At 70.8% G+C, this 23446-nt stretch carries 23 protein-coding genes; 3 read left to right on the top strand and 20 right to left on the bottom strand.

Features of this window, described 5'->3' with window-relative positions:
- Positions 1-138: 138 nt before the first annotated feature.
- The 10 genes from IZR01_RS34180 to IZR01_RS34135 form a co-directional block, all read right to left on the bottom strand.
- Entirely contained in the window at positions 139-1119 is a 981-nt protein-coding gene (locus IZR01_RS34180) for a lysophospholipid acyltransferase family protein (protein ID WP_323747171.1), read from the bottom strand.
- Between the two features lies 1 nt (position 1120).
- Positions 1121-2107 carry an NAD-dependent epimerase/dehydratase family protein gene (locus tag IZR01_RS34175; protein WP_194926252.1) on the bottom strand — a complete coding sequence of 329 codons (987 nt, stop codon included), beginning with the start codon at positions 2105-2107 and terminating at the stop codon, positions 1121-1123.
- 29 nt (positions 2108-2136) lie between these two features.
- On the bottom strand, positions 2137-2238 hold the full coding sequence (locus tag IZR01_RS34170) for a 30S ribosomal protein bS22 (protein WP_015796886.1): 102 nt from the start codon (positions 2236-2238) through the stop codon (positions 2137-2139).
- Between the two features lie 138 nt (positions 2239-2376).
- Positions 2377-2601: a helix-turn-helix domain-containing protein gene (locus IZR01_RS34165; RefSeq protein WP_194895572.1), complete on the bottom strand. Its 225-nt coding sequence runs from the start codon at positions 2599-2601 to the stop codon at positions 2377-2379.
- Positions 2602-2763: 162 nt separating this feature from the next.
- Positions 2764-3573, bottom strand: a complete 810-nt coding sequence (locus IZR01_RS34160; protein WP_194895570.1) for a phosphatase — start codon at positions 3571-3573, stop codon at positions 2764-2766.
- A gap of 181 nt (positions 3574-3754) precedes the next feature.
- A complete protein-coding gene (locus IZR01_RS34155; protein ID WP_194895569.1) occupies positions 3755-5752 on the bottom strand; it encodes a cell wall-binding repeat-containing protein in 1998 nt (665 codons plus the stop codon).
- Positions 5753-5867: 115 nt separating this feature from the next.
- Positions 5868-7052 carry an ABC transporter permease gene (locus tag IZR01_RS34150; RefSeq protein ID WP_194895568.1) on the bottom strand — a complete coding sequence of 395 codons (1185 nt, stop codon included), beginning with the start codon at positions 7050-7052 and terminating at the stop codon, positions 5868-5870.
- Positions 7049-7744, bottom strand: a complete 696-nt coding sequence (locus IZR01_RS34145; RefSeq protein WP_194926251.1) for an ABC transporter ATP-binding protein — start codon at positions 7742-7744, stop codon at positions 7049-7051. Before IZR01_RS34145 ends, IZR01_RS34150 begins: the two co-directional genes overlap by 4 nt.
- Positions 7745-7747: 3 nt before the next feature.
- Complete coding sequence (locus tag IZR01_RS34140; RefSeq protein ID WP_194895566.1) at positions 7748-9145, bottom strand: efflux RND transporter periplasmic adaptor subunit; 1398 nt, start codon at positions 9143-9145, stop codon at positions 7748-7750.
- Positions 9142-10380, bottom strand: coding sequence for an MFS transporter (locus tag IZR01_RS34135; RefSeq protein WP_194926250.1), 1239 nt, complete (start codon positions 10378-10380; stop codon positions 9142-9144). Before IZR01_RS34135 ends, IZR01_RS34140 begins: the two co-directional genes overlap by 4 nt.
- A gap of 71 nt (positions 10381-10451) precedes the next feature.
- Between IZR01_RS34135 and IZR01_RS34130 the strand changes: the two genes are divergently transcribed.
- Entirely contained in the window at positions 10452-10703 is a 252-nt protein-coding gene (locus tag IZR01_RS34130) for an NfeD C-terminal domain-containing protein (RefSeq protein ID WP_438939640.1), read from the top strand.
- A gap of 37 nt (positions 10704-10740) precedes the next feature.
- Positions 10741-11883: an SPFH domain-containing protein gene (locus tag IZR01_RS34125; RefSeq protein ID WP_194895563.1), complete on the top strand. Its 1143-nt coding sequence runs from the start codon at positions 10741-10743 to the stop codon at positions 11881-11883.
- Positions 11884-12027: 144 nt separating this feature from the next.
- On the opposite strand, the gene IZR01_RS34120 is transcribed toward IZR01_RS34125, so the two are convergent.
- From IZR01_RS34120 to IZR01_RS34080, 9 genes are all read right to left on the bottom strand, one after another.
- Entirely contained in the window at positions 12028-13653 is a 1626-nt protein-coding gene (locus tag IZR01_RS34120; protein WP_194895561.1) for a purple acid phosphatase family protein, read from the bottom strand.
- Positions 13654-13824: 171 nt separating this feature from the next.
- A complete protein-coding gene (locus IZR01_RS34115) occupies positions 13825-15228 on the bottom strand; it encodes a CoA transferase (RefSeq protein WP_194926249.1) in 1404 nt (467 codons plus the stop codon).
- Between the two features lie 65 nt (positions 15229-15293).
- Positions 15294-16280: a hypothetical protein gene (locus IZR01_RS34110; protein ID WP_194926248.1), complete on the bottom strand. Its 987-nt coding sequence runs from the start codon at positions 16278-16280 to the stop codon at positions 15294-15296.
- Positions 16280-16801 carry a SigE family RNA polymerase sigma factor gene (locus IZR01_RS34105; RefSeq protein ID WP_194895558.1) on the bottom strand — a complete coding sequence of 174 codons (522 nt, stop codon included), beginning with the start codon at positions 16799-16801 and terminating at the stop codon, positions 16280-16282. The genes IZR01_RS34110 and IZR01_RS34105 overlap by 1 nt, the downstream gene beginning before the upstream one ends.
- Before the next feature lie 85 nt (positions 16802-16886).
- The gene (gene proC / locus IZR01_RS34100; RefSeq protein WP_194895557.1) at positions 16887-17693 is read right to left on the bottom strand and encodes a pyrroline-5-carboxylate reductase; all 807 of its coding nucleotides are present in this window, start codon (positions 17691-17693) and stop codon (positions 16887-16889) included.
- Positions 17694-17740: 47 nt separating this feature from the next.
- Positions 17741-18670: a proline dehydrogenase family protein gene (locus IZR01_RS34095; protein WP_194895556.1), complete on the bottom strand. Its 930-nt coding sequence runs from the start codon at positions 18668-18670 to the stop codon at positions 17741-17743.
- Between the two features lie 145 nt (positions 18671-18815).
- On the bottom strand, positions 18816-19580 hold the full coding sequence (locus IZR01_RS34090; RefSeq protein ID WP_194895555.1) for a class I SAM-dependent methyltransferase: 765 nt from the start codon (positions 19578-19580) through the stop codon (positions 18816-18818).
- A gap of 10 nt (positions 19581-19590) precedes the next feature.
- On the bottom strand, positions 19591-20520 hold the full coding sequence (locus tag IZR01_RS34085; RefSeq protein WP_194895554.1) for a sugar phosphate isomerase/epimerase family protein: 930 nt from the start codon (positions 20518-20520) through the stop codon (positions 19591-19593).
- A 5-nt stretch (positions 20521-20525) separates the two neighbouring features.
- Positions 20526-21455, bottom strand: a complete 930-nt coding sequence (locus tag IZR01_RS34080; RefSeq protein ID WP_194895553.1) for a Ppx/GppA family phosphatase — start codon at positions 21453-21455, stop codon at positions 20526-20528.
- Positions 21456-21514: 59 nt separating this feature from the next.
- On the opposite strand from IZR01_RS34080, the gene IZR01_RS34075 reads away from it, so the two are divergent.
- The gene (locus IZR01_RS34075; RefSeq protein ID WP_194895552.1) at positions 21515-22258 is read left to right on the top strand and encodes a DUF3109 family protein; all 744 of its coding nucleotides are present in this window, start codon (positions 21515-21517) and stop codon (positions 22256-22258) included.
- A 201-nt stretch (positions 22259-22459) separates the two neighbouring features.
- On the opposite strand, the gene IZR01_RS54465 is transcribed toward IZR01_RS34075, so the two are convergent.
- Positions 22460-23338, bottom strand: a complete 879-nt coding sequence (locus IZR01_RS54465; protein WP_369125506.1) for a BACON domain-containing protein — start codon at positions 23336-23338, stop codon at positions 22460-22462.
- Positions 23339-23446: the final 108 nt, after the last annotated feature.

Raw genomic sequence — 23446 nt, 5'->3', positions numbered from 1 at the left:
CCCCCGGGATTCCCCCCCTCCGCAGGCGCGACGGCGTCTATCGTCCGCGTTCGGGGGTAAGGGGGTCCACGTCATTTGATAGGGATGCGCGGCCATGTGATCGCGCACACACCGCGCGGACACCCCATCGCCGAACCCTTAGAAGAACACCGACCGCCGCTGTAGAAGCAACCGGTACAACGTGTCCTGAATCGTCTCGCGCACCTGATCCGTCAGGTCGAAGACCAACATCGGATCGTCGGCGGCACTGGGGTCGTAGCCGGCCGTCGGAATGGGTTCGCCGAAGGCGATGTGCCACTTGGTCGGCAGCGGCACCATCCCCAGCGGGCCGAGCAGCGGGAAGGTCGGCGTGATCGGGAAGTAGGGCAGCCCGAGCAGGCGGGCCAGCGGCTTCAGATCGGCGAGCTTCGGATAGATCTCCTCGGCTCCCACGATGGACACCGGGATGATCGGGACGCCGGTGCGCAGCGCCGCGGAGACGAAGCCGCCCCGGCCGAAGCGCTGGAGGCGGTAGCGCTGCGAGAAGGGCTTGCCCACGCCTTTGAAGCCCTCGGGGAAGACTGCCACGACCTCTCCGGTGCGCAGCAGGCGTTCGGCGTCCGGGTTGCAGGCCAGGGTGTGGCCCATCTTGCGGGACAGCTCGCCGACGAACGGGAGGGTGAAGACCAGGTCCGCGGCCAGCATCCGGAGGTGGCGGCGGGCCGGGTGGTGGTCCAGCAGGGCCACCTGGGTCATCAGCGCGTCGACCGGGACCGTGCCGGAGTGGTTGGCGACGATCAGCGCCCCGCCCTGGGCCGGGACGTTCTCGATGCCGGAGACCTCGACGCGGAAGTACTTGTCGTAGAGCGGACGCAGGACGCCCATCAGCACGTTGTCGTTGAGGTCCGGGTCAAAGCCGAACTCGTCGACCTCGTAGTCGCCGGTCACCCGGCGGCGGAGGAAGGCCAGGGCGCCCGCGGCCTTTGCCTCCCAGCCGGTGGCGGTGGCGGTGGCGGTGGCGTTGCCAGCGCTGTTGCCAATGCCGTCGACGTCACCGCTGCCGCTGCTGTTTTCGCTGCCGCTGCCGCTGTTGTTGTCGCCGGCGGCCGGATCCTCCGAGGCACGTTCGGTCTGGTCCACCTCAGTACCCCTTCGTCCAGCCGGGCACGATCGCCGTCAGGCCGACCGCTTCGGCGTGTGCTCGCAGTGCGTCCGCGCTGGTGTACCCGGGTTTCCAGCCTAGGTGGGCCTTCGCCCGGGCGGTGTCCAGCACCCGGCCGTAGCGCACCAGGGCCACCTGGTCCGGGGTGAAGTCGACGATGCCGGCCCGGCGGATCAGGCTGCCGAAGAAGCCGGCCCCGAAGGAGACCACCGGGAACGTCGGGCGGCCCAGGCGGCGGGTGATCTGGGACAGCGGCATGGCGCCGTCGCCGGCCACGTTGTAGGTGCCCGGGTGCGCCCCCACAGCGGCCAGGACGAGGGCCTGGACCGCGTCGTCGATGTGCACGAACTGAAGGCGCGGGTCGTAGCCGAGAACCGTGGGGACCACGGGGAGCGTGAGGTAGTCCAGCAGCGGGGAGGCCACGCCGGGGCCCGCGAAGGGCGCGAAGCGCAGCACGGAGACCGCCACGTCGGGACGGCGGCGGGCGAAGCCGCGGACGTAGCCCTCGGCCTCAGCCACGTCCTTGCCGTAGCCGGACGTCGGGGGCTGGTGCGGGGGCGTGTCCTCGGCGAACAGGGCCGGATCGCGGGGCGCGCAACCGTAGACGGCTCCGCTGGACTTGACGACCAGGCGCTTCAGGCCGGGTGCCTTGGAGGCGGCGGCCAGGAGTTGCATGGTCCCGATGACGTTGCGTTCCTTCATCGCCGCCCGGCCGCCGGCACGCGAGGGCCGGGGCTCCAGGCCCAGGTGGACCACGGTGTCCGGGTCCGTCTCCGCGATGAGGCGGGCGATGGCGGGGGAGCCGGAGGCATCAGCCCCATCGGCGCTCGCTACAAACCGGGCCCGGCCCTGCGCCCGCAGAGCCTCGACGACAGACTGCCCCAGACGGCCGTCCGCACCGATCACGAGCACGCGTCGGCCGCCGGACGACTTCCCGTCCGCCCGAGTCCGACCCGCACCGGCCATGCCGCGGCCAACCCCCCGACGCGCGCCGGCTACTTCTTCTTGTTACGACGCTGGATACGCGTCTTCTTGAGCAGCTTGCGGTGCTTCTTCTTGGCCATACGCTTACGGCGCTTCTTGATGACTGAGCCCACTCGGGTGCCCTCGCTCACTTGTGACGGGGATTCGCGACTGGCCCAGAGTACCTGGTCGTCCGCCCCCGCGACCAAACGCCCGTCGGCGCCGGGTCCGGCGGGGGCCGCAGGGGAAGATCAGGGGAAGGTTTCCAGGGGCTAAAGCCCCTCCGCCACGTAGGCGTCGCGCAGGTACTCCTGTACGGCCTGTTCGGGGACCCGGAAGGAGCGGCCCACCCGGACCGCCGGCAGTTCCCCACTGTGCACCAGCCGGTACACCGTCATCTTGGACACCCGCATGACCTGGGCGACTTCGGCGACCGTGAGGAACTTGACCTCGGAGAGCCGCGCGGCGTCGCCGCCCGTGCGAGCGCTCCCGTGCATGTCGGATATCTCAGAAGCCATGTTATGAGGATAGGGGTGGATGATACATATGGGGAAGAGGATGCGGCATTCGTGTGATTTGCGGACTGTGGCAGCTGGGGCGGACCCGCTTACCCGCTGTGGTACGCCGCACACGCCCCGCCCCGACGCGGGTTCAGCCCTCTAAGGCCGCACCGTCAGTCCGGCCCGGGCGAGTACGTACCGTGACATGGGCGTGTAGTGCCGCGGCGCGATGCCGTCGTCCAGCGGTACGGCCACCTGCACCGCGCCCTCGGCCTCGCCGACGAACAGCGCCGGGTCGTTGGAGTCGGCGAACCCGATGGCGTCGATCCCGGCCTGGCCCGCGCCGCCGCACCAGCCGTGGTCGGCGACCACCAGGTCCGGCAGCGGCTCGCCGTCCCCGGCCAGCGAGGCCAGCGCGGCCCGGATCGGGCGCGCGGAGTGGGTGTGCACCAGCGAACCGCCCTCGGCCGTCACCCCGACCCCGCCGAAGTAGGCGATCGACCGGCGCTTGCGCCCGACCTGTGCCGAGGCCTGATACGACCAGCCGGCCCCGGCCTCGGTCACCTCGCACCCGGCGTCCCGCAACCCGGCGGCGAAGGCCAGGTGCACGGCCAGCAGGGTGCTGGGATGCCCGGTGGCCAGCAGGACCCGCTGCCGCAGCTCCCCGGCCTGACCGAGCCGGTCGGCGAACCGGTCCAGGCCGTCCAGGGTGAGCTCGACGTCGATGTGGTCCTGCCCGGAGCGGTACTTCGGGTCCGCCGACACCCCGGCCCGGTCGGCCATCAGCTTCACGACGTCGCCCTGCGTCCACACCCGCTCTGGCTCCAGCCCGAACAGATGGTAGGGGTCCCGCTCGGCGAACATCGCGTACTTCCGGAGGTTGTCCTCCCGCGGTGTCGCCACCGCACCGGCGATGCGGTGCGTCAACAAGTGGTCGCGGAGTTCGTCGCGAGTGGGGGCGGCGGTCATGAGGAGAAGGTAACCCGCGTAGACGGATCACCGCCGCTCATTGTGCGTACATCACATTCACGTAGTACCTATTCGGTGCGCAGGATCGGGACGCCACGAGGTTCGAGATCCGAATCGGCGGTCGGCGCTGCCCTGGCGAGCGCCGACCGCGTTCGGTCGTCCTGTCACCGAGTCCGCGTTGCTACCGCGCCGCAGTCGGATTGACAGCGGTGTCGAACCCGGCCGGTCCGGAGATCGCGTTCCCGAGCTGTCCTTCCACCGCACCGGTCACGGCCGTCGTCCCGCCGAAGATCAGAGCGTCGCTGAGCCCGCCGGAGTTCGCCGAGACCCACTGCCGCTCCTGCGGAGTGAGGCCGGTCTTCGGGTCGACCAGGAGCAACGGACCGTAGGCATGCCCCATGACCGCGCCGCCGGACAGCGAGTCCGGCCAGTTGAGCGCGGTCGCGACGCCGACCCGGCTGGTGTCGATGCCGAAGAACTCGCGGGCCACCATGAACGAGGTGGCATAGCGGTCGGCTCCGACCAGCGGGTTGACCACAGGCGCGGTGAGGGGATTCGGCCAGAGCGACTTGACGGCGGCCGCTGCCTGACCGCCTACCTCGTAGACGATCGCCGGCTGGGTGGTGGGCGTCCTGACCGCCGCCGATTCCAGGTAGGCCGCGGTCTCCGGCGGCATCTGCTTGTCATTGGTGAGCAAGACGACCGCCGGCTTGGGAGCCGAGCCGGCCGCCGCGCCGGCCGATAGGGCGTCCGCGTAGTTGTTGCCGGTGGCCACCAGGACTTGGTACGGATGCTGCGATATCGCGTTGGCGATCGCCACGGAGGTCGCGTAGCGGTTGGGACCGGCCAGTCGCTTCACGGTGTACCCGAGGCCGGCGACCGCCTTCTCGACCGCCGGCGACAGCGCCTGGTCCCCGCCGAGGACGTAGACGGTCTGCGGCGCGGAGGTGTTCACCGGCCCCAGGGTCCGGACGATCTCGTTGCGCACCGCGGGGTCGAGCGCACTGGTCGAGGTGAGCAGCAGCGGCCCCTTGTGGGCGGCGAGCGCGCTGCCGCCGAGCGCGTCCGCGAAGTCGTCTGAACGGCTCAGCACCACGGCACTGGCGTGATCGCGGGTGTCGCCGTTGCTCCCGGCGGTCGCCCATACCGCCTGCGAGGCGGCGATCGCCGTCCCGGTCCGGTCGGCACCGGCCAGCCGGACCACGTGGGTCACGGCGGTGGGCCGGTAGGCCGGCACGCCCGGCGCGGGCGACTCGACGGTGGCGCTTCCGCCGGTCGCCGGGATCGACTCCACGTCCTTGGCGACGTCCGCGGCCCCGCCGGTACCCGGGGTCAGGGCTTCGTAGGCGATCTTGGCGCCGTCCGGGGAGAACGTGGGGTGCTGCTTGTGCAGTGAGTCCGTGGTCAGCACCTTCGGCGTGCGCAAACCGCCGGCACCGGCCGGCTGGCGCAGGTCGATGACCGCGATCTGGCCGGCGGGGTTCACGAACGCGACGAAGTTCCCGTCCGCGGAGACCGTGGGCTGTGAGCCGTCGGCGATCTTGAAGCCCTGGGGCTGGACGCGCGGATCCGCCAGCCAGATCTCCGGGGCGCCGCCACCGGCCGGCACGTGCTGGTAGACGAGATGAAGGTTGGCGGAGTAGTCGTGGGTCCCGCTCGGAGTGAAGAACCCGTCCGGGGCGGAGTCCGCGCCGCCGTCCATGGTCGAGGTGACGTCGCCGGTGTAGGAGGCGTCGGTGCCGCCGGTCAAGGCATCACCGTAACCGTCCGCCTTGGCCAGGCCGATCGGCCCGTAAACGCCGTTGACGGACCGGGCGTACGCGACCCACCCGCCATCGCTCATCCACGTCGGGTGGGAGATCACCTCGCCGGGACCGTGCCCGGCCAGGACGCGGAAGTCGCTGCCGTCGGCCTTGACCGACACCAGGTCCCCGCCGTCCACATACGCGACGCGGCTGCCGTTCGGCGACCACACCGCGTCGGTCACGGCCCCGGGCAGAACGATGGTCGCTCCCCCGACGACGGACAGGTAGGTCCCGTCGCTGACTGTCAGGGCACTGTCGGCCGGCCCCGCGTTCACCGCGTGTGCGCTGGAGACCGACAACCCCATGGCCGACGTGAGCGACGCGGTGAGGATCGCCGACAAGGCCAGCGGGCGCCGGCGGTTCTGCGATGACATGTTCTCTCCCCAAGATCATGGAACGTATGTGTGAGTGCTGTGCCATGGACGTTCCGGGGTACGCAGAGGTTGCTAGACGCGTTTCGCAGGCTGCTTCGCCGATACAGCCGCGTCCTTATTCGGTGCGCAGGGCGACGACCGGATCCAGTCTCCCGGCCCGCCGCGCCGGCATCACGCCGAAGAACACCCCGACCGCGACCGACACCCCGAACGCGAGGACGATCGACCACCAGGCGAGGACTGCGGGCAGCGGGGTGAAGGCGGACAGGGTGACTGACGCGCCGATGCCCAGCCCAATTCCTATTACGCCGCCGATACTTGTCAGCATCACGGCCTCTAAGAGGAACTGGGACAGGACGTCCCGCTGTCGCGCGCCGAGTGCCTTGCGCAGTCCGATCTCCTTGGTCCGTTCCCGGACCGAGACCAGCATGATGTTGGACACCCCGACCCCGCCGACCAGCAGGGAGATGCCCGCGATCGCGGCCAGGACCAGGGTGAGCATTGAGAGGATCTTGCCGATGGTGCCCAGGATCTCGGTCTGGGACACCGCGGTGAACTCGTCGCCCTGGTACTTCTGTTTCAGCGCGTCGACCAGCTTGGCGCCGACGGCGTCCACGTCGCCGGGGGTGTCGGCCTTCACCGCGAAGCCGGAGATGTTGTCCATGCCGAACAGCCGCTGCGCGGCGGTGACCGGGATGTGCACCTCGGTGTCCGGGCTCACCCCGAAGGCGCCGCCCTTGGCCTGGAAGAGCCCGATCACCCGGAACTCGACGCCGCTCATCGACACCTGGCGGCCGATGGGGTCGGTGTTCGGGAACAGCGCGGCGGCGGCGTCGGGGCCCAGGACGATCACCCGGCGCGCGGTGGCGATGTCCGCCTTGGAGACGTAGCGGCCCTCGGCCAGCGGGCGGTCGAAGACGTCCACCACGTTCGACGTGGTGCCCTGGACCGAGGCGTAGTACGTGTTGGTCCCGGCGCGCAGGTCCTCGGCCGAGGTCAGGTCCACGGCGACGGCGTCCGGCCGGCCGAGCACCCGGTTCAGGTAGTCGGCGTCGGAGAGCTGGAGCCGGGACACGGCCGGGGTGGTGCCGATCTGGAACTTGCCGGGCACGACGAACACGATGTTCGAGCCCAGGCCCTCGACCTCGGAGGTGACCAGCTGCTTCGCCCCGCCGCCGATGGCGACCAGGACGACCACCGCGGCGACGCCGATCACCACGCCGAGCATGGTCAGCAGGGAGCGCAGGCGGTTGGCGCGCAGGGCGTCGAAGGCGACGCGGAAGGATTCGGTGACTCTCATGAGGGCTCCGGTGCTTCCGCTACAGCTTCTATAAGGCCGTCCCGCACGCGGATGATTCTTCGGGCGCGCGCCGCGATGTCCGCCTCATGGGTCACCAGGACCACCGCGACTCCGCGTTCCTTGTTGAGCCGCTCCAGGATCCCCATCACCTCGTCCCCGTTGACCGTGTCGAGGTTCCCTGTGGGTTCGTCAGCGAGGAGCACTGAGGGCTCCCCTACAAGCGCGCGCGCTATAGCGACTCTCTGCTGTTCGCCGCCGGACATCTGCGTGGGCTTGTGGCCTACCCGATGTCCCAGGTTCACCGCGTCCAAGGCCTCTGCTGCGCGCTTCCTGCGTTCGGCTCTGCGTACTCCCCTATAGACGAGTGGCAGAGCGACGTTATCCAGAGCGGTAGTACGTGCCAGAAGCTGGAACGACTGGAACACGAACCCGATCGTCTGGTTCCGCAGTTCGGCCAGTTCACTGTCGTCCAGCGTGCCGACGTCGCGGCCCCCGACCAGCAGCGTGCCGGTGGTCGGCCGGTCCAGGCAGCCGAGCAGGTGCATCAGTGTGGACTTCCCGGACCCGGACGGCCCGATGATCGCCGCGTAGTCGCCCTCTTCGATGGTCAAGGAGACCCCGCGCAGAGCGTCTACAGAGACGCCGTCCATGCGATAGGAGCGAGTGACGTCTACAGCCTCTATTTCGGCCATTGCCTAGAGCTTCTGCCCGTCATGGACCTTGTCGGCCCCCGAAGTCACGATCACGTCCCCGGCGCTCAGCCCGGACGCGACTTCCACCGCGGTGTCGCCCTGCGCCCCGAGCCGGACGACGTGCCGGTGCGCGACCCCCGACGTCACCAGCCACACCGTGTCCTGGTTCCCGTCGTGCACGATCGCCGCCGAGGGCACCGCGAGCACATGCGGTTTGTTCGCTACCTGTAGGTCGGCCACGGCGCTCATCCCGGGCCGCGGGACCGGCGCCGCGGAGCCGTCGCCGAGCGTGCCGGACCCGAGCGAGAGCCGGACCCGGTAGGTGACGCCGCCCCGGCTGGAGGACTGGCCCTGGCTGTCGATGGAGATCACGGTCCCCGCGTAGTCCCCGTCGGGGACGGCGTCCAGTTGTACGTCCGCGGTGATGCCTGGAGAGACCTGAAGGATGGAAGTCTCGTCGACCTGGGCGGTCAGCGTCAGGACCGAGGAGTCGGTGATGACCAGCAGCGGTGCGCCGGAGTCCACCGGCGAGCCCTGGGTGATCACGGTGTCGTCGCCGGGATCCGTGCTCCCGCCTGTGCTCCCGCCGGAGGCATCCGATCCGAGACTGCCTCCTGCCGCACCGGCCAGAGAACCGAGGCTCCCGCTGAGTTGTGACAGGAGCGAGGAGACGTCCACGCCCGACGTGCCGGCTCCCCCGACGCCGCTGCGCAGTGATACGTCCCCGGATATAGAGGCCTTAATAGTGAGGGAGTCCACTGTCTTCTGCGCTATAGCGACGGCAGCCTGTGTCTGAGTCCGCTGCGCATCACCGAGAGAGCCGACGACGTCCGACGCCGACGCCAGTCCGTTGTTGAAGTTCGCGATGGTGTTCCGCACATCGGAGGACGCCGTGGCGTATTGCGTACGCGCACTGCTGATCTGCTCCAGGATCGACGCCTTGATCGCCGGATCCGCGATCTGCTCGGCGGTGGCCTGCGCGGCGTCGAAAGCCTTCTGCGCGTTGGCGTCCGCGTCCTCCTCGGACTGGGAGAAGTCCAGGACGCTCGTCCCGCCCGAGGACTTCTTGCCCTGTGCCGCGGCCTGCGCGTCCGCCGCCTTCGCCGCGGCCAGCTGCGCCTGCGCGTCCGGCGAGTCGATCCGCAGCAGCGTCTGCCCGGCGGTGACGTGCTGGCCGTCGGCGACCATCAGCTGCGCCACCGAACCGGCGGCCGTGGCGTCCACCGTGATCTGGGACTTCGGTGTCACGCTCGCCGGCGCCTCGACGATTTGGGTGACCGGTCCGTACGTCACCGGCGCCTTGGTGATCCCGGAAGGAGTGCCGCCGCTACAGGCGCTCAATCCGGCGACGAGTAGAGAACTGAGAACTAACCCCGTTATTACCGTGCCGCGTTTGGTCACGCCCCCAATGTAGGTACCGTTTCCGCGCCGCCCACGGCCGGGGTCTGCCGACCGCCGCCGAGCACCGGCGCGCGCCGTGGATCGAAGGCGTAGGCCAGCAGGACGATCACGGCGATCATCGCCATCGGGACGGCCATGCCCTCGCGGTGAGTGACGCCCGCTCCCCACAAGCCGGTCACCAAAGGCGCGCCGAGCAGGAAGCCCAGGTAATTGAAGACGTTGATGCGCGCGACGGCCACCCCGGACCCGGTCGGGTCGTTGGCGTAGGCGGCCGTGAACGCCTGCGGCACCAGCGGGGACAGGCCGAAGCCGGCGATCAGGAACCCGACGAGCGCCATGAGGGGGCCGGAGGCCGCGACCACGATCGCGAACCCGGCGGCGCAGACGACCGCGCCGGCCCGCACCACCTTCACCGGGCCGAACCGCTGGACCACCAGGTCGCCGCGGAACCGGCCGAGCACCTGGCCCAGGGTGTAGGCGCCGACCACCAGGCCGCCGAAGGTGTCGGAGGACTTCAGGCCCTTGGTCAGGTAGTCGCTGCCGGCCGCGGTGACGCTGGACTCGCCGATGTAGGCCAGGGTCATGACCACGCACAACAGCAGCATCGGGCGCCACGGGACGCTGGGCAGTCTGCCCTCGGCGTCCTTGACGACCGTCTCGTCGCGCAGGTTCTTCAGCAGCATCGGCCCGGCATACAGAGTCGCGGCCACCCCGACCACGGCGGCCACCAGGTACGTCACGCTCAGGGACCAGCCGGCCGCCGAGCCCAGCGCGCCCCAGGCCGAGCCGACGATCGCGCCGGCCGCCCACACCCCGAAGAACGCCAGGATGATCGACCGGCCGTAGCGCCGCTCAAGCCCGCAGGCCTGCATGTTCATCGTGGCGTCGGCGGCGCCCACGGCCAGCCCGAACAGCATCAGGACCGGCATCGCCTGGTAGAGGTTCCGGGTGTGCGGGACGATCACCAGCACCGCGACCACCGTCGGCTGCACCACTCGCAGCACCGCGGCCGAGGTGGTCCAGCGCATCGCCAGCCCGGCCAGCACCGAACCGACCCCGGCCAGGATCGGGACCAGGGCCAGCAGGATGGACAACGTACCGTCGCTGACGTGCAGCTGTTTCTGGATCACCGACACCTTCGAGGTGAGCAGCGAGAACGCGAAGCCCTGGACCCCGAAGAAGACATGAGTCGCTATCCGGTTCCGGGTCAAACCACCCGGGTCTACCTGCGGCATGCCCGCAGCGTAGGCGACGTGATCTTCCTTGGGAAGGGGTTGCGTGGTCCAGGTCCGGGCACGGGTGTAACGTGCGGAAAGTGCCAGACGACGCGGTTATCGGATGCGTGGGCTTGTTGCACGTCGGTACGCGCGGCCAACGGGGGCCCGGCGAGGTGGTGGTGCGAGTGCGGGGTGGCAGCGAGGCGTTTCTAGCCTGGTCGGAGCAGCCGCTGGCGAAAGGCACCCGAGTCTTGGTCGTGGAGTCTCGCGGGGAACGCGCGGTCGACGTCATCGCCTTCCCGGAGGAAACCGATCCGCTGGACGAACTGGACAAGCTGTGAACATCCATCTCAGCTCACGGGAAGAAGGCTGACCACCATGTTCGGCTACAGAGTGCCCGCCCCTGACCAGGCGATGCTCATCTCCGGCGGCCGCCGGGGGCAGGGCGGCGCCCCGTTCCGGGTCGTCACCGGCCACGGCAAGTTCATCCTCCCGGTGTTCCGCAAGACCCGGTTCCTGACCCTGTCCATGCAGGAGGCCGAGGTCTCCGAGACCTGTGTGACCAAGCAGGGCATCGCCCTGACCGTGACCGCGGTCATCGCCTTCAAGGTCGGCAACGACACCGAGAGCATCGTCAACGCCGGCCAGCGTTTCCTGTCCGACCAGAACCAGATGTCGACGCTGACCGCCCGCATCTTCGCCGGCCACCTGCGCTCCATCATCGGCTCGATGACGGTCGAGGAGATCGTCACCGAGCGCCAGAAGCTGGCCGAGGAGGTGCTGGACACCTCCAAGTCCGAGATGGCCAAGATCGGCCTGACCGTGGACTCGCTGCAGATCATGTCGATCGACGACATGAAGACCGGCTACATCGACGCCATGGCCGCCCCGCACAAGGCCGCGATCCAGCGCCAGGCCCAGATCGCCCAGGCCCAGGCCACCCAGGCCTCGGTCGAGGCCCAGCAGGAGGCCGAGCGCAACAAGGCCGAGTACGCCCGGCACACCGCGATCGTGCAGGCCCAGTACAAGGCCGAGGTCGACCAGGCCCAGGCGGTGGCGGCCCAGGCCGGCCCGCTGTCCCAGGCCAAGGCCCAGCAGGAGGTGCTGATGGCCCAGACCGAACTGGCCCAGCGCAACGCCGAACTGCGCCAGCAGGAACTGGTCGCCGAGGTGGTCAAGCCCGCCGAGGCCGAGGCCGAGCGGGTCCGCATCACCGCCGCCGCCGAGGCCGAGCGCATGCGCGTCCAGGCCGAGGCCGCCGCCAGCTACGACCGCGTGGCCCTGGACCGCATGATCATCGACCAGCTCCCGCTGATCGTGGAGAAGGCGGCCGGCGGCCTGAACGGCGCGAACATCAACGTCCTCAACGGCGCCGACGGCCTGTCCGAGATCGCGGCCGGGCTGGTCGGCCAGGGCCTGGCGATCCTGGACTCGGTGAAGAAGGGCCTCAGCGAGGAGACCGGCAAGGAGGCGGTCAAGCCGCAGGTCATCGAGCGGGTCCAGATCGACAACGGGAAGTAGGCGCCGGGAGCGCGGCCGCCGCCCGGCCGCGCCCGCGCCCGCAGTGCACGAAGCCATGCACGTAAGCCCCCTGAGTCAGTAGCCTGAACGTTCAGGCTGACGGCTTGGGGGGCTTCGTGGCTTTCTGATCCCCGCGGCGCCGCCTCAGCCGTCGCTCCGCATCCGGCTCAGCGTGAACGTCTCCAGCGGTGCGATCTTGCCGTCCGGCTGCGAGACCACGTAGTACGTCACGTGGATCCGTGTCTGGCCGCCGGCGTGCGTGCCCGGGTCCACGTCGAACGCGGCGAAGCCGTAGGGGTGCTGCTCGTCGCGGACGCCGATCCAGGGGGCGTCCTCGAAGACGTAGGTCGGTGTCTTCTTGCCGTTCACCGGCGCGCCGACGCCCATCAGCACCTTCGCCTTGCTGCCCGCGAAGAACTTCTGGTTGCTGGGGCTTGAGGTGCCGCCGCCGCCGAGGACCATGTGGACGGTGCCCTTGGAGGTGTCGATCTGGTTGGTGTCCGTGGAGACCGGGTTGGGGGTCAGGGTCTCGCTGCCGGAGATCACGCCGCGGACCGGGTGGGAGCGTTCGTAGTCGTGCTCGTGGCCGCAGACGACCAGGTCCACCTCGTACTTGTCGAACAGTGGGCCCCACTGCTCGCGGATGCCGACGTCGGCGCCGTTGGCGTCGGAGCTGGAGACGATCACCTGGTGCATGCAGACCACGATCCAGTCGATGCGGTCGTCGCGGCGGGCGGCCTTCAGGGTGCGCTCCAGCCAGGCGCGCTGGCGGCCGGCGCTGTAGCCGCTGACGTAGGTGTCGCCGCCGTCTTGGAGCGCCACGTCGTCGTTCTGCAGGACCACGAAGCGGACCGAGCCGACGGTGAAGGCGTACCAGAGGCCTGCGAACTCGGCGTCCTCGCCGTTGGCCGGGAGGGCGAAGCGGGTCTGGAAGGCCGAGAAACCCAGGGGGCCGTTGCCCTTCTCGTTCTCGTGGTTGCCGGCGGCGGGCATCCAGGGCCGGAAGCGGGCCGAGCGGGTGTTGTTCTGGAAGAACGAGTCCCAGGTGCGCAGCCGGTCCGGGTTGATGTTGGCGTAGCACAGGTCGCCGTTGAGCAGGTGGAACAGCGGCGCCACCTGCTCCACGCCGGCGACGATGTCGGCCGCGGCCGGGGTGGCGATGGTGGCCGGGACCGAGGTGAAGCCGCCGCCGGAGGCCGCCGCCCAGGTGGTGCCGGGCGTGGCCTGGTCGCCGAAGCTGGTGAAGGTGAACGGCTTGCGGCCGGACGGCGCGGTGCGGAAGGCAGCCGAGTCCGGCAGGACGCCGTCGTGCAGGGCGCTGTAGACGTAGGTGGAATCCGGGCGCAGGCCACCGATGTGCGCGTGGTGGACGTACACCTCACGCCCCGAAGCACCGTCGGTGTAGGTGCGGGTCTCGGCCTGGACGGTGTTGCCGTGCCCACCCTCGACGCTGCCGAAGCGCACCCGCGGCCGCTGCACCGGCGTCGTGGTGGTCCACGAGGCGTACATCTCGCGCGTCGGATCCGCACCGAACGTCAGGTGCAGGCCGTCGACCGGCGGCGCGCCGAGCGCACCGGGAGTGGTGAGCAGCAAAGGGGAACCGGACGGAGCCGGGGCCGAAGTCGGCCCGGACGCGGCCTCGGGGCTGGCCTCGGTGGTGGCCGCGGCGGCGGCCGGCGAAGCCAGCAGCGGGGACGCGGCGAGCGCGGCGCCGGCGGTCCCGGCGGCGAGCAGAGCGGTGCGGCGGTCGACGGGCATCCGATCGGTCATGCCGGGGACGCTAGCCAGAGGGCTGACCCCGGCGAGTGAACACCCGATGAGCAGAAGGCGAAGCTTCACGCGAACCGCGAACCGCGAACCGCGCACCGCGAACCGCGCACCGCGAACCGCGAACCGTGACCGGCGACCGCCGACCGGCGATCAGAAGTCAGCGATCAGCGATCACCCGAGCGGAGGCGGCCCCGACCACCCGAGCACGGCCCCCGCCACAAACCCCGGGAAACGCACGCGGGTCAGCTCTCCGACCGCGCTCGGCTCACGCAGCAGCAGGTCTTCGACGTCTGACAGCGCCGGGTCCGGAACCGCCAGGCCGACCGCCGGATCGAGGCGGCCCAGGCCGTCCAACGCGTGACCGACACCGGCGAGGCTGACGTCGACCGCCAAACCGCCGCCCCGACGCAGCGCCTCGATCGCCCCGGCCGCCGCCAGCCAGCCCGCCCCGTGGTCCAAGACCTGTGCGGGCAGCGGCACGGGACGCTTGGCCCCCGCCGCGCGCATCCCCTCCTCGGCGATGCCGGTGGCCATCTGCACCAGCGAGTCGAAACCGCGTCGGCCGCCCCACGGCCCGTCGGCGCCATAGGCGGAGATGGAGACGTGGACCAGGTTCGGATTGACCGCGGCCAGATCGGCGGGGCCGAGGCCGAGATCGGCCAGCGCGCCGGGGCGGTAGGACTGAAGCACGATATCGGCGTCCCGGACGAGGTCCAGGAACGCGGCGTGGCCCGCGTCGGTACGCAAGTCGAGGAAGCGCAGGGCCTTGCCGGCGTTCAGGTCCAGGTCCAGGCCACGGATCGTGGGCAGCAGCGGCGAGCGGACCATGGTGACGTCGGCGCCGTGGCCGGCCAGCACCCGGCCGGCGTTGGGACCGGCGATGATGCGGGTCAGGTCGAGGACGCGGATGCCGGACAGCGGCCGTGGGCTGGGAGCAAGCTTGCGGTTGGTGATGGCCGCACCGTCGGCCGGGCCAGCCCCAGCCGGACCCGACCCGCCCGCACCAACCAAGCCAACAGAACCAACAGAACCAACCCCGCCGAACCCTCCAACGACCCCGCAATCAGCCGCGAACACCTCCCCACCGGCCAGCGGCGCCATCGCCACCACCGGCCGCCCCGCGACCACGGCGCGCTGCGAATGCGCCGACCACTCCTCGCTCGTCCGCATCGCCGCGGCCACACCACCGGCCTGCGCGATCGCGTCCTCCAGCTCGAACCGCCCGCGCCGCCGCACCGCGGCCTCCACCGCGTCCCGCTCCTGCGGCACCCCGAGCACCCGGCACGCGATCGCCGCGTGGTGCTCGAAGTTGCAGTGCAGGCGCACCCAGCCGTCGGCCGCCTCGTAGTCCCCGGACAACGGCGCCCACTCGAACGCCGCCTCGCCGTCCACCCGCAGGTACCGCTCGCTCCGGAACGCGATCGCCGCCTCCCGCACGCCGACCCGCACCTCCGGCGGCGCGTCGAGGCCGTTGCGCGCGGCGAAGAACGCCGCCGCCTGCGCGTGCGCGGCCGTCACCGTCCACGCCGCGAACTGCCCCACCCGGAACACCGACGGCAGACCGAGATCATCCATGGCCCCACACTAAAACGGCGGCCCGCGTCATGAAGACTCGGGCCGCCGGTTCCGCTCAGCGGTGCCTAACTCGGCAGATGAGAACAGTCCGGGTTCGGCAGGGCGCCGTTCGCGAACGGCAGCGGCAGCGACGACCCGGCGACGATCTGGCCCAGCTGGTCGGCGGTGTAGGGGAACGGGTCCGTGGGGCGGACCGCCTTGTTCAACCCCACTCCGTGGACCGACCCGTCGACCGCGCTCACGACGAGCTGCCGGCCGTCCGGCAGCGTGCGAACCGCCTGCACGGCGTGGCCGCCGCCGGCCGTCCCGGTCTGGAGCTGGGACCCGTCCGGCAGGGTGTTCCTGGCGATCGGCCCCCAGTTCTCCTGGAAGCCGCCCCAGTCGCCGAACACGTCCTGCTGATAGCCGGCAGCCGTCACCATCACCGACACCTCGATCATCGGCGTCGTGTCGTCATCGTTCCGGGGCACCGCGGGCCGGCCGTCCACAGTCCACTCCTCCGAGCTGGTGAAGCTGAACTGAAGGCGCGTCTTCGTACTGCACAAGAAGCCCATATTCGTCACCGAGAGGGGCGACTGGGTGGTCAGATGCTTCCCTCCCGGGTCGAGCTCGCCGAGCAGCTTCGACAACACCGCGTACGCGGCCTTCTGGTCCGACAGCAACTTCGCGGCCTGCGGCGTGCTCGGCGAACTCGGCGTGCTCGGCGTGCTCGGCGAACTCGACACCGCCGTCGGTGTGGAGCCCGTCCCGGCGACGACCTGAGATCCGCCGCCGCCGGAGAACGCCGTCACGGCGACAGCCACCGCGGCGACCGAAGCCGTACTCGCCAGCGCACCGGCCACCCGGCGGCGCCGCACCTTCCGCCGGCCGCCGAGCACCAGGTCCTCGGCGGTGAACCCGAGGCGCGGCCGGGCCTCACCCACGGACTGCGCGAACCATGCCCGCGTCTCTTCCGCGTTCTCTTCGTTCTTCCCGCTCTCGCGACTCTCCCCGTTCTCTCCCTCACTTGCGGAGAGCCCGTACTCCTCGTCCCGATCTCCGAACCCTGTCATCACGACTCCTTCTCCGCGCGGCCCGAGGCCGTCGCCTGCTGGTCGAGGAGGATCCCGCGCAGGGTGGCCAAGCCCCGCGCGGTCTGCGAACGGACGGTGCCCGGCGAGCAGTCGAGCAGATCCGCGGTCTGCTCGATGGACAGGTCCTCCCAGAACCGGAGCACCAAAGTGGCTCGTTGCCGTGGCGCCAACCGCGCCAGGGCCTGGAGAACGGCGTCCCGCTCCCCGATGTCCGAGCCTTCCGGCGCCGCCGATTCCGGCACCACGTCCACCGACCGCTCACGGCGCCAACCGCGCCGCTTCTCGTCGATGACGCAGCGCACCAGCACCCGGCGCACATAGGCGTCGCGGTTCTCGGCCCGCTCGACCCGGTGCCACGCCACATACAGCTTCAACAAAGCCGTCTGCACCACGTCCTCGGCCTGGTGCGCGTCGCCGCACAGCAGGTGGGCCGTGTGCCACAGCGCGTGAGAGCGCGCCGTGACGTATTCCTTGTACTCCGCCTCAGCAGAAGCCCGCATCGTCCGTCCTCCCCTTCTGGTGGTAGGACGGAGCGACTCACCGCCGACGCTGCATCGCGACGAAGATTCCTACCGCGCCGGCGCCTCAGGTGCCGGAAGCCAGCTCCCGTGACCGGTCCCGCGCGGCCTCCAGCGCGGCGATCATCGCGGCCCGCACCCCGTGGTCCTCCATGGTGCGGATGGCGGAGATGGTGGTGCCGGCCGGGGAGGTGACGGCCTCGCGCAGCTTCACCGGATGCTCGCCGGAGTCGCGCAGCATCACGGCGGCGCCGATCGCGGCCTGCACGATCAGGTCGTGCGCGGCGGCGCGCGGCAGGCCGAGCAGGATCCCGGCGTCGGTCATGGCCTCGACCAGGTAGTAGAAGTACGCGGGGCCCGAGCCGGACAGCGCCGTCACCGCGTCCTGCTGCGCCTCGGGCACCCGGATCGTCTTGCCGACCGGGGCGAAGATCTCCTCGGTGCGGGCCAGGTGTTCCTCGGTGGCGTGGGCGCCGGCCGAGATCGCGGACATGGCCTCGTCCACCAGGACCGGGGTGTTGGTCATCACCCGGACCACCGGGACGCCCTCGACCAGCCGGGAGGCGATGAAGCCGGTGGTGATGCCGGCGGCGCCGGTGATCACCAGCCGACCGGCCGGGACGTGCGGGGCCAGCTCCTCCAGCAGCGCGGCCATGTCCTGCGGCTTGACCATCAGGATCAGGGTGTCGGCTTTGGCCGCCGCCTCGGCGTTGCTCACCGCGTCCACGCCGTAGGTGGAGCGCAGCATGGCCGCGCGTTCCGGGCGGCGGGCCGTCACCAGCACCTCGTCCGGCTGCTTGCCGGCCCGCAGCAGACCCGAGACCAGGGCCTCGCCGATCTTTCCGGTGCCGAGGACGGCGACGCGCTGGGTCATGGGGTCCGGTCTCCTCACATCCGCCGGAGACCGCTCGGTGCTCCGGCTCAGTCCTTCGAGAGCAGCGACCGCGCGAAGAAGCCGAGGTTCGCCGGACGCTCCGCCAATCGTCGCATGAGGTAGCCGTACCACTCGCTCCCGTAGGGCACATACACCCGCATGCGCTCCCCGGCCGCCGCGAGCCGCTTCTGCTCGTGCGGCCGCACCCCGAACAGCATCTGGAACTCGTAGCTGCCGATGCCCCGGCCGTTGCGCACCGCCAGCGCGCCGCCTATCTCGATCAGCCGCGGGTCGTGGGTGGCCAGCATCGGGTAGCCCTCGCCGGCCATCAGGGTGCGCATGCAGCGGACGAAGGACAGGTCCACGTCCTGCGTGGTCTGGTACGCCACCGACTCCGGCTCCCGGTAGGCGCCCTTGACCAGCCGCACCCGGGAGTCCGGCGTGGCGAAGTCCTTGCAGTCCGCCTCGGTGCGCCGCAGGTAGGCCTGGAGGCACAGCCCCGCTGACGGGTAGTCCCGCCGCAGCTCGGAGACGATTTTCAGGGTCGAGTCGGTGGTGGTGTGGTCCTCCATGTCGAAGGTCACCGTGCTGCCGGCCCGCTGCGCGCCCTCGCAGATGGCGTGCGCGTGTTCGAGCGCTATCTTCTCGCCGTCGCTGCTCAGCGACTGACCGATGGCCGAGAGCTTGACCGAGACCTCGGCGTGCGGGGTCAGGCCGGCGGCCGCCAGCCGCTCCAGGAGCAGCAGGTACGCCTCCTTGACCAGGATCGCCTGGTTGGCGTCGGTGGTGTCCTCCCCCAGATGGTCCAGTGTGGCCAGCAGGCCGTCCTCGATCAGGGCGTCGGCCACCGCGACCGCGTCGTCGGTGGCCGGACCGGCGACGTAGCGTTTCACGATCTGCCGCGAGCCGGGAGAACGCTCGATGAGGGCGCGAGTGCGATCGCTGCCCGCCGCCGCCAGCAATGTCCGACGCAACACCGCAGAGCCTCCTCGCCCGTTCCTACGCCTGAAGGCCCAGCCTAGGACCAGATGCGGCGGACGGCAGGGCCGGTGAGCCGCGCGGGCGATGGAAGCCGGGCCTATGAGTCGAACGGCCCTAAGGCGACGGCCCTACGCCCCCGCCCTAAGGCCGCCGCACCACCCCGAGCCACGTCGTGTACTCCTCGACCACCGTCCCGTCCGGGAAGTGCTTCAGTAGCACCCCGCGCTCACGGTCCAAGAACGCCGCCAGCCGCTCCGGCTCCACATCGCTGGCATACGACCGCGACTGGATGTTGGTGATCCGGTCCTCCAGCGGGACCCGCCGCGTCCACCGCGCCTGGAATTCCTGGACCGGCAGCTCGGCCGAGCGGCTGCCCAGGGCCAGGTGCGGGTCCGCGTCCAGGGCGGTGCTGTCGTTGCCGTAGTCGGGCTCGCCGCCGATCAGTTCCCTGATCCGGTCGTTGTACCCGAGCCGCCACGGGGCGTCGGCGGTCGGCATGTTCCAGAAGCAGGCCAGCGCGCCGCCGGGCCTCAGGACCCTGAGTACCTCCGGGACCGCGCGCTCGGTGTCCACCCAGTGCCAGGCCTGGGCGAAGGTCACGAAGTCCACCGAGCCCTCGCGCAGCGGCAGGGCGTTGGCGCTGCCCATGACCGCGCTGACCCCCGGCGACTGCGCGACCAGCTGGCGCAGCATCGGCTCGGAGAGCTCGACCGCGGTCACCGTCGCGCCGCGCTCGTGCAGCTGCCGGGAGGAGATGCCGGTTCCGGCGCCGACGTCGGCGATCCGGGAGCCGGACAGCGCGCGGCCGGACAAGTCCTGCAGCGCGTCGAAGATCGCTTCGGGATAGGTCGGACGGGACTTGGCGTAGGCGGACGCCAGAGTGTCGAACTTCGATGACTCGGCCAACGGGACTCCCCTAATGTTCGTTCACTTGCGAGACCGGCAGCGCGCGCGGCTCGGCTTCCTCCCGCACGCTCGCCAGGGCCCGGCGGGCGTAGACCAGGGACTCGCGGAGGTCTTCCTCGCGTTGCAGTTCGCTCTCCGCGCGGCGGGTACTGACCTCCAGGATGACGGCGCCGGCCAGACCCCGGCGCGCGATGCGTTCCAGGACCTCCTGGCAGGGCTGGCTGCCGCGGCCGGGGACCAGGTGCTCGTCCTTGTTCTGCCCGGTGCCGTCGGCCAGGTGCAGGTGGACCAGCTTCTCGCCCATCCGCTCGTACATCGCCAGCGCGTCGTTGCGGGCGGTCGCGGTGTGGGACAGGTCCAGGACGTAGTGCTCGTAGCCGGTCTCGGTGGGATCCCAGCCGGGGAAGTAGGCCTCGCCCTCGCGCTCCATGCGCGGCATCCTGATACGCGGGAGGCGGCCGAAGATGTCGGGGGTGGAGGCCCGCCAGGGGTACATGTTCTCGACCGCGAAGCGGATCTCCGACTCCTGATTCAGGCGCTTGATACCCTCCGCGAACTCCTCGGCGTAGGGCTGCTGCCAGCGGAACGGCGGGTGCACCACGACGACGTTGGCGCCGACCCGCTCGGCGGCCTCGCGGGACTTGCGCAGCTTCTCCCAGGGGTCCGAGCCCCAGACCCGCTTCAGGTTCAGCCAGAACAGGGTCGGGGCGTGGATCGACAGCACCGGGACCTGGTATCGGTCGATGTATTCCAGGACCTTGTCCGGGTGCTGGCTCGCCGGGTCGATCGAGACCATGAGCTCGACGCCGTCGTAGCCGAGCCGGGCGGCCACGTCGAAGGCGTAGCGGGTCGGCTCGGGGTACACCGAGGACGTCGACAGGCCCACTTTCGGTGTGGTGACCTGCTCCGTCGTCCCGGTGCTGTCGGTCCTGAAGGTCACGCCGCTCAGCTTACAAGGCTGTCCAGCCGCCGAAGGATCACGCCTTCGCGCAGCGCCCACGGGCACAGGTCGGCGACCTCCACGTTGAACAGGTCGAACGCGGCGTCGGCGACCACCGCCCCGGCCAGCAGCTGCTCGGCCCGGCCCTCGGAGACGCCGGGCAGGCCGGCGCGCTGGGCCGCCGACATCTGCGCCAGCTTCGGGACCCAGGAGGTCAGGTCCCGGGCCCGCAGCTGGCGCGGGGCGTACAGGCCCTGCGCCGAGGGCGCGGCGCCGGCGATGCGGGAGAGCTGCCGGAAGGTCTTGGAGGTGACCACCACCCGGTCCGGACGGCCGGCCCGGGCCACCCGGGAGACGCCCTTGGCGATCTCGTGCCGCACGTACCGGCGCAGCTCCCGGATCTGGTCCGGGCCCGGCGGATCGCCCTTGAGACGGTCGTGGGTCAGCCGCGAGGCGCCCAGCGGCAGCGACTCCATCACGTCCGGCAACTCGTCCAGGCCGACCGCGATCTCCAGCGAGCCGCCGCCGATGTCCAGCACCAGCAGCCGGCCGGCGGACCAGCCGAACCAGCGGCGCACGGCCAGGAAGGTCAGTTTCGCCTCGTCCGGGCCCGGCAGCACCTCCAGCTTGACGCCGGTCTGCTCACGGACCGCGGCCAGCACCTCGACGCCGTTGGCGGCCTCGCGTACCGCGGAGGTCGCGAAGGCCAGCATCTCCTCGGCGCCCTTGTCCTCGGCCACCCGCAGCGCGTGCTCCACGACATGGCACAGCCGCTCGATGCCGCTGGGGACGATCGCCCCCTGCTCGTCGGTGAGCTGCGACAGGTGCAGCTCGACCTTGTGCGAGAAGGCCGGGATCGGGTGTGCCCCAGCGTGCGCGTCCAGCAACAGTAAGTGGACCGTGTTCGATCCGACGTCCAACACTCCGAGGCGCATATCGCGATACGTTACCCGGCCTCCCACGGCCGGGCGCGCCAACCGCTTAGGCTTGTGCGGTGCCTGAAGTTTCGCTCGACTTCCCCCGTGAGTGGGTTGAGTTCACCGACCCCGACAATCCCGCCCAGATCTACCGGGCCGACCTGACCTGGCTGTGCTCGCGCTGGACCTGCATCTGGGGCGCGGGCTGCGGCGGGATCCGGCCCGGCCGGGCCTCCGACGGCTGCTGCACGCTCGGCGCGCACTACTCGGACAAGGCCGACCGCAAGCGGGTGGAGAAGGCCGCGGACCGGCTCACCGACGAGACCTGGCAGTTCCGGTCGGCCGGGCTGGAGCTCGGAATCACTCAGAAGGATGAGGACGGGGACAAGCAGACCCGGGTCGTCGAAGGCGCCTGCGTCTTCCTGAACCGGCCGGGCTTCGCCGGCGGCGAGGGCTGCGCCCTGCACGCGCTGGCTCTGCGCGAGGACGTGCATCCGTTGACCACCAAGCCGGACGTCTGCTGGCAGCTGCCGGTACGCCGGTCCTACGAGCGGGTGGAGCGGCCGGACGGCACCGACGTGCTGGTGGTCTCGATCGGCGAGTACGACCGGCGCGGCTGGGGCGGCGGCGGGCACGACCTGAACTGGTGGTGCACCGGGGCGACCGAGGCGCACGTCGGGCGCGAGCCGGTGTACGTGTCCTACGGTCCGGAGCTGACCGAGATGATGGGCGAGAACGCCTACGAGGTACTGGTCGGCATGTGTGAGGCGCGGAACGCCTCGCGGGTGCTGGTGGCCCCGCATCCGGCCGACCCGGCGTAGGCCGGGCCTGACCCGGACACGAACCGATAACTACGAACCGATAGACACGAACCGATAGACACGAACCGATAGCGGACGAACCGATAACGCGGAATCCGCAGTGCTGACAACGGAAGGCGCTCGACGGGCTGGGACACGTCGAGCGCCTTCCGGGTGCTCCGGCACGGCGGGAGCCGGAGCGGCTTGGGGGTGGCCGCGGTATCAGTGACGCGGGTGCGGCGTGGCGGGCGGCGAGGGCTGGGTTCCGGTGGGGGTCGTCGAGGGCTGCGATGAGGCATCGGTGCCGCTCGGAGTGCCGGATCCGGAACCGCTGGGCTGCGTGGCCGACGGGGAGTTCGGGCTCGTGCTCGGGCTGCCGGAGCCGGGGCTCGTGCCGGTACCCGGGCTCGAACTCGGCGAGCTCGGCGAACTCGGGCCCCGCGACGGCGGATCCGAGCCCCCGCTGCTGCTCGGGGTCGACGCCGAGCTGCGCGGCGTGCTCGGGCTGCTGGTCGGCGGGCTGCTGGTCGGCGGCTTGCTGGGAGTGCTGCTCGACGGCGGGGTGCTCGGGGTCGTCGGCGGCGTGCTGGAGCCGCCCGTCGGGGAGCTGCTAGGCGGACTGCTCGGCGTGCTGCCGCCCCCGCCGTGGCCGTCACCGCTGATCGAGACCATCTGGCCGCTCGGGTCGAAGCGCACGTGCGCGGTCCACGGGCCGCTCGGCCCGGCCGAGGAGTCCACCAGCACGTGGATCGAGGTCTGGCCGCCGCCGGCGAGCATGCCGGAGGTCGCGCTGAGACTGAGCCAGGCGGCGTCGGGGGTCGCGGTCCAGCTGACCGGGCCGGTGCCGGAGTTCCAGAGGGTGACGTCCACGTCGGCGGGGTCGTTCGAGCGCTGCGACACGCTGATGTGCAGCTGCCCGCCGGCGTCCGGCGCCGAACTGGTGGCGGTCTGCGACGGCAGCTGGATCGGGCCGTTGACCGGCGTGCCGCTCGTCGCGCCGGGCGTACCGGGCAGCGAGGAGGCGGCCGCAGTCGGCAGCACCGCCGCCACCACCTGCGCGGTCACGCTGTCGTCGGCGGGCAGCCGGGGCCCGCAGGTCATAGGAGCGGCGGATCACCGCCCCGATCTCCAGGTTCCAGTCCACCTCGGCGTCGATCGACTGAACCTCGCCGACGTCTTCCAGCTCGGATATGAACTCACGCAGGCTGC

Source organism: Catenulispora pinisilvae (assembly GCF_015356865.1).
Classification (GTDB): domain Bacteria; phylum Actinomycetota; class Actinomycetes; order Streptomycetales; family Catenulisporaceae; genus Catenulispora; species Catenulispora pinisilvae.
Note: the sequence above shows the minus strand (reverse complement) of the source record. Positions and strands in the feature narration are given on the sequence as shown.

What these genes read in the sequence shown, in the direction of transcription:
- IZR01_RS34175 (WP_194926252.1), bottom strand. Translation starts at nt 2,107, where the DNA reads ATGGCCGGTGCGGGTCGGACTCGGGCGGACGGGAAGTCGTCCGGCGGC.
- IZR01_RS34165 (WP_194895572.1), bottom strand. Translation starts at nt 2,601, where the DNA reads ATGCACGGGAGCGCTCGCACGGGCGGCGACGCCGCGCGGCTCTCCGAG.
- IZR01_RS34160 (WP_194895570.1), bottom strand. Translation starts at nt 3,573, where the DNA reads ATGACCGCCGCCCCCACTCGCGACGAACTCCGCGACCACTTGTTGACG.
- IZR01_RS34155 (WP_194895569.1), bottom strand. Translation starts at nt 5,752, where the DNA reads ATGTCATCGCAGAACCGCCGGCGCCCGCTGGCCTTGTCGGCGATCCTC.
- IZR01_RS34150 (WP_194895568.1), bottom strand. Translation starts at nt 7,052, where the DNA reads ATGAGAGTCACCGAATCCTTCCGCGTCGCCTTCGACGCCCTGCGCGCC.
- IZR01_RS34145 (WP_194926251.1), bottom strand. Translation starts at nt 7,744, where the DNA reads ATGGCCGAAATAGAGGCTGTAGACGTCACTCGCTCCTATCGCATGGAC.
- IZR01_RS34135 (WP_194926250.1), bottom strand. Translation starts at nt 10,380, where the DNA reads ATGCCGCAGGTAGACCCGGGTGGTTTGACCCGGAACCGGATAGCGACT.
- IZR01_RS34125 (WP_194895563.1), top strand. Translation starts at nt 10,741, where the DNA reads ATGTTCGGCTACAGAGTGCCCGCCCCTGACCAGGCGATGCTCATCTCC.
- IZR01_RS34120 (WP_194895561.1), bottom strand. Translation starts at nt 13,653, where the DNA reads ATGACCGATCGGATGCCCGTCGACCGCCGCACCGCTCTGCTCGCCGCC.
- IZR01_RS34115 (WP_194926249.1), bottom strand. Translation starts at nt 15,228, where the DNA reads ATGGATGATCTCGGTCTGCCGTCGGTGTTCCGGGTGGGGCAGTTCGCG.
- IZR01_RS34110 (WP_194926248.1), bottom strand. Translation starts at nt 16,280, where the DNA reads ATGACAGGGTTCGGAGATCGGGACGAGGAGTACGGGCTCTCCGCAAGT.
- IZR01_RS34105 (WP_194895558.1), bottom strand. Translation starts at nt 16,801, where the DNA reads ATGCGGGCTTCTGCTGAGGCGGAGTACAAGGAATACGTCACGGCGCGC.
- proC (WP_194895557.1), bottom strand. Translation starts at nt 17,693, where the DNA reads ATGACCCAGCGCGTCGCCGTCCTCGGCACCGGAAAGATCGGCGAGGCC.
- IZR01_RS34080 (WP_194895553.1), bottom strand. Translation starts at nt 21,455, where the DNA reads ATGCGCCTCGGAGTGTTGGACGTCGGATCGAACACGGTCCACTTACTG.
- IZR01_RS54465 (WP_369125506.1), bottom strand. Translation starts at nt 23,338, where the DNA reads ATGACCTGCGGGCCCCGGCTGCCCGCCGACGACAGCGTGACCGCGCAG.